The organism is Mycobacterium sp., assembly GCF_032159765.1.
Taxonomy (GTDB): domain Bacteria; phylum Actinomycetota; class Actinomycetes; order Mycobacteriales; family Mycobacteriaceae; genus Mycobacterium.
In genome coordinates, this window is record NZ_JAVHWM010000016.1 from 1 (window position 1) to 7486 (window position 7486).

Sequence of the window (7486 nt, forward strand, 5' to 3'; positions counted from 1 at the left end):
GTGAACTGCTTTACCAGGTCGGCCTCGCCCGCGTCGGCGAATTCGTCGATCAACTCGGTGCACACCGGGCGGACGATCTCCGGCTCCCACCGTGCCAGTGACTTGGTCTTGAAGGCGGCCGACACCAGGTTGCGGTGGTCCCGGTGCGCCTTGCCTCCCATCGCCAGGATGGTCTTGCCCATGAACAGGCCGATCGACGCGTCGTAGCCCTCCGAGCTGTACAGCTGCCCGTCGCGCAGCACGGTGTTCACGGCGTCGAACGACAGCGCGGCGAACACGTGCTTCGGCCTCATCGAGTCGGGAAGCAGGGAGTAGTCGATGATCGGGCCCTTGTAGACGCCGTTCTCCGTGCGCTGCTCGGCGAAGAACGGGTACGGGTCGCGCTTCCACTCAGCGGCCCGATGGGCCGGCAGGATCTCTTGGGCTTCGATCTCCAACGCGCTACTCCGGGGTTCTCCGATGCGGGCTATATGATCGTACTGTAAAGATTACAGTATCAGTAGCGGCGGCTGTCGAGTAAGTTCCCGTGACGACGTGGGAGGACTTCGCATATGAACGACGTGGCGATCATCGGTGTGGGCATGCACCCGTTCGGCAGGTTCGAGGGCAAGACCGCGATGCAGATGGGCGTTGACGCGATCTTCGCCGCTGTCGCCGATGCGGGTGTGGAGTGGAAGGACGTCCAGTTTGCGGTCGGCGGCAGTTGGACGGTGGCGAATCCGGACGCGATCGTCGGCATGGTTGGCCTGACTGGGATTCCGTTCACCGATGTATTCAACGCGTGCGCGACGGCCGCGAGTGCGGCGAAGGCATGTGCCGACGGTATCCGCGTGGGCGACTACGACATCGGCATCGCCGTCGGCATGGACAAGCACCCCCGCGGTGCGTTCACCGAAGATCCCTCGCTGGTCGGCATGCCGAGCTGGTACGCCCAGAACGGGCAGTACCTCACGACGAAGTTCTTCGGAATGAAGGCCAACCGCTATCTGCACGAGCACGTCATCTCCCACGAGACGCTGGCCAAGGTGGCCGCGAAGAACTTCCGCAACGGCGCACTCAACCCGAATGCGTTCCGGCGTAAGCCCATTCCAGAAGAGCAGATCCTGAACTCGCCGATGCTGAACTACCCGCTGACGCAGTACATGTTCTGCGCCCCCGACGAGGGCGCTGCGGCAGTGGTGATGTGCCGCGCGGACATCGCGCACCGCTACACGTCAAAACCTGTGTACCTGCGAGCAGTTGAGGTGCGGACTCGGCGCTACGGCGCCTACGAAGTGAACACGACGTTCGCTCCGGTCGAGGAGGACGTGTCGCCGACGGTGTATGCGGCGCGGGGGGCTTTCGAAAAGGCCGGTGTGGCACCGGGAGACGTCGATGTCATTCAGCTGCAGGACACGGATGCAGGTGCCGAGATCATTCACATGGCCGAGTGCGGGTTCTGCGCCGACGGCGAGCAGGAGAAGCTCCTGGCCGACGGGGCGACGGAGATACACGGCGCGATGCCGGTGAACACCGACGGTGGTTTGATCGCCAACGGCGAGCCGATCGGCGCGTCGGGCCTGCGGCAGCTCCATGAACTGGTGCGTCAGCTGCGCGGAGAGGCCGGCGGGCGTCAGGTCGGCGGGGAGCCGCGGGTCGGCTTCGGGCAGCTGTACGGCGCACCGGGTACGGCAGCGGCGATGGTCGTCTCCACGTAGTTCTTGCGACGAGTCTCAAGCGAGTGCCGAAATGCGGAGCCAGCTTCGCGAGATGGAATCCTCTGCGACGACACGCCGGAAGGCTCCGCAGAGGATTCAGATTCGCGAAGCGGAGTTCTCCAGTGCGAGACTTACCGACGATGGTGGCCGCCCGTTGTCGCCGCGATCCGCGAGACCTAGCCGCTGGCGGCCTGTTCGCGCGCCCACCGATAGTCCGCCTTGCCCGCGGGGCTGCGCTGAATCTCGCGACGGAACACAACCGCCTTCGGAAGCTTGTAGCGGGCAAGAGATTTGGCCGCATGCGTGATCAGCTCGTCCGTGTCAGCACTCGCACCGTTAGCGAGCGCGACGATCGCCACCACCTCTTGTCCCCACCGCTCGCTGGGCCGGCTCGCCACCACCGCGTCGAAGACCGCCGGATGCGACACCAACGCCAGTTCGACTTCCTCGGCGAAGATCTTCTCGCCGCCGGAGTTGATCGTCACCGAGTCGCGGCCCAGCAGCTCGATCGGCCCATCGGCGAGGTGCCGAGCCCGGTCGCCGGGAACGGCATACCGCACGCCGTCGATCACCGGGAATGTCTCCGCCGTCTTGGCCGCATCACCCTTATACCCAAGCGGTACATGGCCTTTCTGGGCCAGCCAGCCGATACCGTCGTGGCCCGGCGATAACACACGGGAAAGATCCTCGGCGACGACGAACGTGTCCGGTCCTGCGTTGAACGTCCCGGTCGAGACCGCGCCACTCATCGACATGTGATGCATCTGCGCACCTGTCTCCGACGACCCGACACCGTCGATGACCATCGCGTTCGGCAACGCCTTGATCAGCCGCTCCTTGATCGTCGGGCTCAACAACGCGCCGCCGTTGGCGAACACAAGCGACGGAATCGAAACCGTCCCCTTCTCGAGCGCGCCCAGTAGCGGCCGCGCGATCGCGTCGCCAACCGTCGTCACCACCGAAACCCCCTCGCGCGCAATAGTTTGCACCACCTCGTCGGCGTCGAGACGGTCGACCACCGACGAGAAGACGACGGACTGCCCCGTGGTGATCGCCTGCATCACGCCCCATTGCGCGGCCCCGTGCATCAGCGGCGGCAGGATCATCAGCCTGCTTCCCGGATTCGACACTGCCCGCGCCACGATCTCGTCCGCGGACGCCATCACCTCGCCGGTGACGATATTGCGTCCCCCGAAAGACGTCACGAAGATGTCGTGCTGGCGCCACAGCACGCCCTTGGGCATCCCGGTGGTTCCACCGGTGTACAGCACGTACAGATCGTCGGGCGATGGTACGACCGGCGGCGGTTCCGGCGAGCTTGACGCGATCACGTCCTCGTAGTCGACAGCGCCGTCAAGCAGGGGATTGCCTGAGCCATCGGCGATTTGGATCAGCACACGAAGGTCCGGCAGGTCGGGCAGCACCTCGGCCACCCGCGGCGCGAACCTGGCGTGGTAGATCAGCGCGGTGGCGCCCGCGTCGGCGAGAAGGTACTGCAGTTCGGCCTTGACGTACCGGTAGTTCACGTTGAACGGGGCCACGCGCGCCCGCCAGCAGCCCAGCATCGCCTCGACGTACTCGTTGCCGTTGTAGGCGTAGACGCCCAGCAGGTCCTGGCCCACCTCGTGTCCCTGAAGAGACGACCGCTCGGTGTGGCAGCCCAGTCCCTGCGAGTGCAGGTACGACGCCAGCCGCGTCGACCGCTCGACGATATCGGCGTAGGTGAAGCGCTTGTCGCCCTGAGTGATCAGGTCACGGTCGCCGAGCTGGGCGGCAACAGCGTCGGCGACAGCCGGAACGGTGTACTGAGGCGTCACGGTGTGCTCCATGCTGCGAGTAGATCATCAGTGGTGGTGATCGTTGCGAGCAGGGACAGGCTGTTGTCGATCACCGCGTTGCCGTAGTCGGCGGGGAAGCCGGCCACCGCGTCGCGCGGCAGCACGACGCGGTACGCAGCGTTGACCGCGTCCATGACCAGGTTCGGTATCGCGATGTTCAACGAGACGCCGACGGCGACGATCGTCGACACCCCGAGGTTGCGCAGGATCGCGTCGAGGTCGGTGCCGCCCATCGGGCCGACGCCGTGCCACCGGCGCAGTACTACGTCGGTGGGTTCGGGCCCGAGTTCGGGCAAGAGTGCCGCGCCCTCGCTGCCGGGCGTGATGTCGACTCCGGTGCGGCCGCCGCCGAAGATCCTGGCGTTGTGGTTGGACCCGAGCCCGTCAGGGCGTCGTTGCACCAGGCAATGCACCACCTGCACACCGGCCGCGCGCGCAGCCGGCAACAGTCGGACGATGTTCGGAAAGGCAACGCGGCGCGCCTCTTTGGCGAGCACGGCGAGCCCAGCGTTCGGTCCCATCACCGCGCCCTGGCACTCCTGGGTGATCACCGCGGTGTGCTCGGGCGCCACCAGTGGCAACAGGCTCACGCCGACACGATGTCCTGGCCAGGCGGCACATCGTAGAATTGCGTAGCCCACTTCCGCAGCGCCATATAGGGTTTCGCGTCGATCTTGGCCAGCGGAGGACGCTCGATGTACTCCTGGTAACGCCAGATGCCGACGTCCTCCCAGACCGTGCGCAGAAACTGCTTCTCGACTTGGCCGCGTACCGCCTCGGGCGGGACGTCAGACGATTCGCCGGGAAGCTTGGGCCACCAGATCGAGTAGAACATCCGCGAAAGCCCGTCCTCGACGGGAGTTATCGCGAAGATCAGGCGATGATTCGACGACCCTTCGAACACGCTGATCGCGCCCCCGAGCCCGAACATGTGGCTGTGGATGTGCAGCGCCATTTCGCTCGGGTCGTCGCTTCGGGCGTCCGGCCAGCCGGTGAGGAACTGCCATTGCTGGTCGACGATTCGCCAGTCCAGATTCACCGGTGTCACCGTGGCGCCGTGCACATACTTGAAATGTGAGCTGTCGGGCCCGTTCTCGGCCACGATCTGTGGATGAACCGGTTCGGGGTCGGTTTGCCGTGAGAACTCCGGGTAGGGGCGGTAGTAGTGCGACGGGTCGGTGTCGAATTGCGGAAACGACGTGAAGATGTCCGGCATGTCCCACTGCGGTTCGTTGCCCTGCGGTTGGTGCCAGGCGAAGACGCAGCCGTACTGCTCCATGACGGGGTAGACGCGCAGCTTGAGCGCGCGGTTGGGCCGGTCCGGCTGGTAGGGGATGTAGCGATTGCTGCCGTCGGGGCCCCAGCGCCAGCCGTGGAACGGGCACTCCACGCAGTCGCCGACGACCTTGCCGCCGTGCCCGATGTGCGCGCCGAGGTGCCGGCAGTGCGCTTGCAGGAGATGCAGCTCGCCGGAGTCGTCGCGGTAGGCCACAAGGTCCTCGCCGAAGTACCGGAGCGGGCGCACCTCGCCCTCTTCGAACTCTGCCGACCAGCCGATCATGAACCAGCCGGTTCCCTTCCAGGTGAACGGGACCTTCACTCCGGTAACCTCCGCACAGTCGGTACTGTATACATTACAGTATAGGTTTCCGTCTGCGACGGACTGTCGCGGGCGCCTCGACCGCCCGCACCACCCGGGCGACGGCGGTGACGCTGTCGCCCACTGGATGATGTTCGACTGTTGGCGACCCCCGACCCGACCCGACAGGACTTTCCCGGACAGCCTGCACCATGGCGCAATTCAGCCACCGAAGGTCAGTGCAAACAGCCGAGACCGACACCGCCGCAGCGCACAATGGTTTGCCCGCACGCGCCGCGGTGGCGGCGCCATCCTGCACCACCGCCATATCCAGCAATCCTGATCCGCGAATGGTCGCCCAAGATGGACGGCATCGCGGGCACCATCTGGGCGAGCCAAACCACGAGTTCGACCTGGCCGCCGCGGCAACTTGTGACGTGACGTTCGGACCGGATGCACTGGCTCTCCGCAGAATCGAGCGAGGCGGCCATGAATATGTCATACCGATCCAATAGGTGGCACGTATGTCCGCTGTCGCTGCGGGTGCTGCATCATGAGGCCCGGAACTCACGATGACGTCCCAACGGGCAACGTAGGACGTGGGTGACCGCGGGCCATCCCTCGCAATCTTGAACTGGACGAGACAGATGATGTTGTGATTGCTGATGTGATGGTGGTGCTGGGGCTGTCCTGTTCGGGTGAAGGCTGCGATGTTCGGGTGAACGTTGCGATCGAGGTTGCGAGTGTTCAGGTGAAGGTTGCGAGTCGCTGCCGGGTTTCGCCGGCCCGCCAGCTGACACTGTGAGTTGTGACGGCGTTATCGCTCGAGACTTGAGCGGCTGATCGGGCGGTTAACTGTTTCGAGGTTGTCTATTCGGCGACGGTCATCGCTTCCGGGCTAGCAGCGACGTCAACAACTGTGGGCTCAGCGGGGGCGGCGCGCTCCATCCGCCTTCATCGATTGCAGCAACGTCGTTCCGCGTCAGTTGCCCAAGCAGCCCCGGTATCCCGCGGAACTCGCCGACGGACGCGCGGCAAGACGGGCAGCCGCCCAGGTGCGCAGCGAATTCGCGACCATCGGCGCTGGACAACGATCCCAGTACGTAGGCCGCGTCCCACAGCGCGTATGGGTCGGTTCCACCTACTTGTGATAGCGCACGGGATGGCCGCAACGGGGTCATCGTGTCACACCCATTTCCTGCAGTGCGAGCCTCAGTGCTCGCACCGCGTAGTGCAGCCTCGACTTCACCGTGCCTTCAGCAATTTGGAGATCCTCGGCGATCTGCGCGGTCGTCCACCCCTGGTAGTACGAGCGTCGAATCACCGCGCGATGCTCGGCTGACAGCTGCGCGACCGCGTCGCCGATCAGCAGCCGATCCAGCGCGCCCTTTACCTCGTCCGGCCCGGCACGCTCGGGTGCACCGTTCAGCGGGCTCACTTCATTACGGAAGCGTGAGCTGCGGCGCTCGTCGATGATCATGTTGCGGGCGACGGTGAACAGCCAGGCCCGTACCGGCCGCTCGCTGTCGTCGACGACTTCGGGGTGTTGCCAAGCCCGTAGCAGCGTTTCCTGGACCACATCCTCGGCGCGGGCCCCGTCACCGGTTAGCCGCACGGCATAGCGCCACAAAGCGGCCGCGTGCTCGTCGTAGAGCACCTGCATCAATGCGGTATCGGGTTCGTCCATCCACAACCCCTATGCACTCGTCGCATTAAGGCTCGTTTGGGCGATGTCTGGGGTTGATGCGAGCGCCACCGATGTAACGATCCGCCTCGGAGACCAGCGTTCGCATCCGCGGGATCCCTAGTGGACTCCCCTGCCGGCACATAGGGGGTGGACGGGTGATCGGCAAGGAAATTGGGCTATGGGATTCGTCGCGGCCCCTTCGTTGTGGCGGCTCGCGAGAGCTCCATAGAGTTGGTTACGGGAGCCGATGTCGAGCTTGTTGAAGACTTTATGCAGGTGGTAATCGACAGTCCGCGGGCTCATAAAGAGCTGGGCAGCGATTTCCGGGTGGACAGGCCGTCGCCGGCGAGCCGCCCATCCAGGACCTGGACCTGCTGTCTACGGCCTCGTAACATCACGCGACGCCCTCCCCTTGGGCGGCTTCGCCACAATCCTAGATCCGGCCCGCCAGCCGGACACGGGCAGCGGTGGGGGCTGCGTGCCAGGGGAGCCGGCTAGGGATCCCGCGGATGCGAAGGCGCGGGTCCACGGCGGATCGTTTCTCACGTAGGGCGCTGACCCAAAACGCCACGCGTGGGACAGGAATCATGACGAACAACGTTTCGGCCGGTGAGACTTCTGTGCTCTCCAAGGAGCTGCGACTCCCCAATGGCATCACACTGAGCAATCGCCTCGCGCAGTCCGC

The 7486-nt window shown here is 65.1% G+C and carries 7 protein-coding genes and 1 pseudogene; 1 reads left to right on the forward strand and 7 read right to left on the reverse strand.

Annotated features, from left to right (window positions below; translation table 11 throughout):
- Window positions 1–431, reverse strand: a pseudogene (locus QOH60_RS01870) (cytochrome P450); the annotation flags it as partial.
- A gap of 120 nt (window positions 432–551) precedes the next feature.
- On the opposite strand from QOH60_RS01870, the gene QOH60_RS01875 reads away from it, so the two are divergent.
- Window positions 552–1697 (forward strand): thiolase family protein, encoded by a 1146-nt coding sequence (locus QOH60_RS01875; RefSeq protein WP_526416504.1) that lies wholly within the window; start codon window positions 552–554, stop codon window positions 1695–1697.
- Between the two features lie 176 nt (window positions 1698–1873).
- Here the strand turns inward: QOH60_RS01875 and mig are convergent, their stop codons facing one another.
- The 6 genes from mig to QOH60_RS01905 form a co-directional block, all read right to left on the reverse strand.
- Window positions 1874–3526 carry a medium-chain acyl-CoA ligase Mig gene (gene mig, locus QOH60_RS01880; RefSeq protein WP_526416506.1) on the reverse strand — a complete coding sequence of 551 codons (1653 nt, stop codon included), beginning with the start codon at window positions 3524–3526 and terminating at the stop codon, window positions 1874–1876.
- A complete protein-coding gene (locus QOH60_RS01885) occupies window positions 3511–4125 on the reverse strand; it encodes a cysteine hydrolase family protein (protein WP_526416508.1) in 615 nt (204 codons plus the stop codon). Before QOH60_RS01885 ends, mig begins: the two co-directional genes overlap by 16 nt.
- On the reverse strand, window positions 4122–5135 hold the full coding sequence (locus tag QOH60_RS01890) for an aromatic ring-hydroxylating oxygenase subunit alpha (RefSeq protein WP_526416510.1): 1014 nt from the start codon (window positions 5133–5135) through the stop codon (window positions 4122–4124). The genes QOH60_RS01885 and QOH60_RS01890 overlap by 4 nt, the downstream gene beginning before the upstream one ends.
- An 863-nt stretch (window positions 5136–5998) precedes the next feature.
- A complete protein-coding gene (locus QOH60_RS01895; RefSeq protein WP_526416513.1) occupies window positions 5999–6295 on the reverse strand; it encodes an anti-sigma factor family protein in 297 nt (98 codons plus the stop codon).
- Window positions 6292–6801 carry an RNA polymerase sigma factor gene (locus tag QOH60_RS01900; protein ID WP_526416515.1) on the reverse strand — a complete coding sequence of 170 codons (510 nt, stop codon included), beginning with the start codon at window positions 6799–6801 and terminating at the stop codon, window positions 6292–6294. The genes QOH60_RS01895 and QOH60_RS01900 overlap by 4 nt, the downstream gene beginning before the upstream one ends.
- A gap of 117 nt (window positions 6802–6918) precedes the next feature.
- Window positions 6919–7122, reverse strand: coding sequence for a LuxR C-terminal-related transcriptional regulator (locus tag QOH60_RS01905; protein WP_526416517.1), 204 nt, complete (start codon window positions 7120–7122; stop codon window positions 6919–6921).
- Between the last annotated feature and the right edge of the window lie 364 nt (window positions 7123–7486).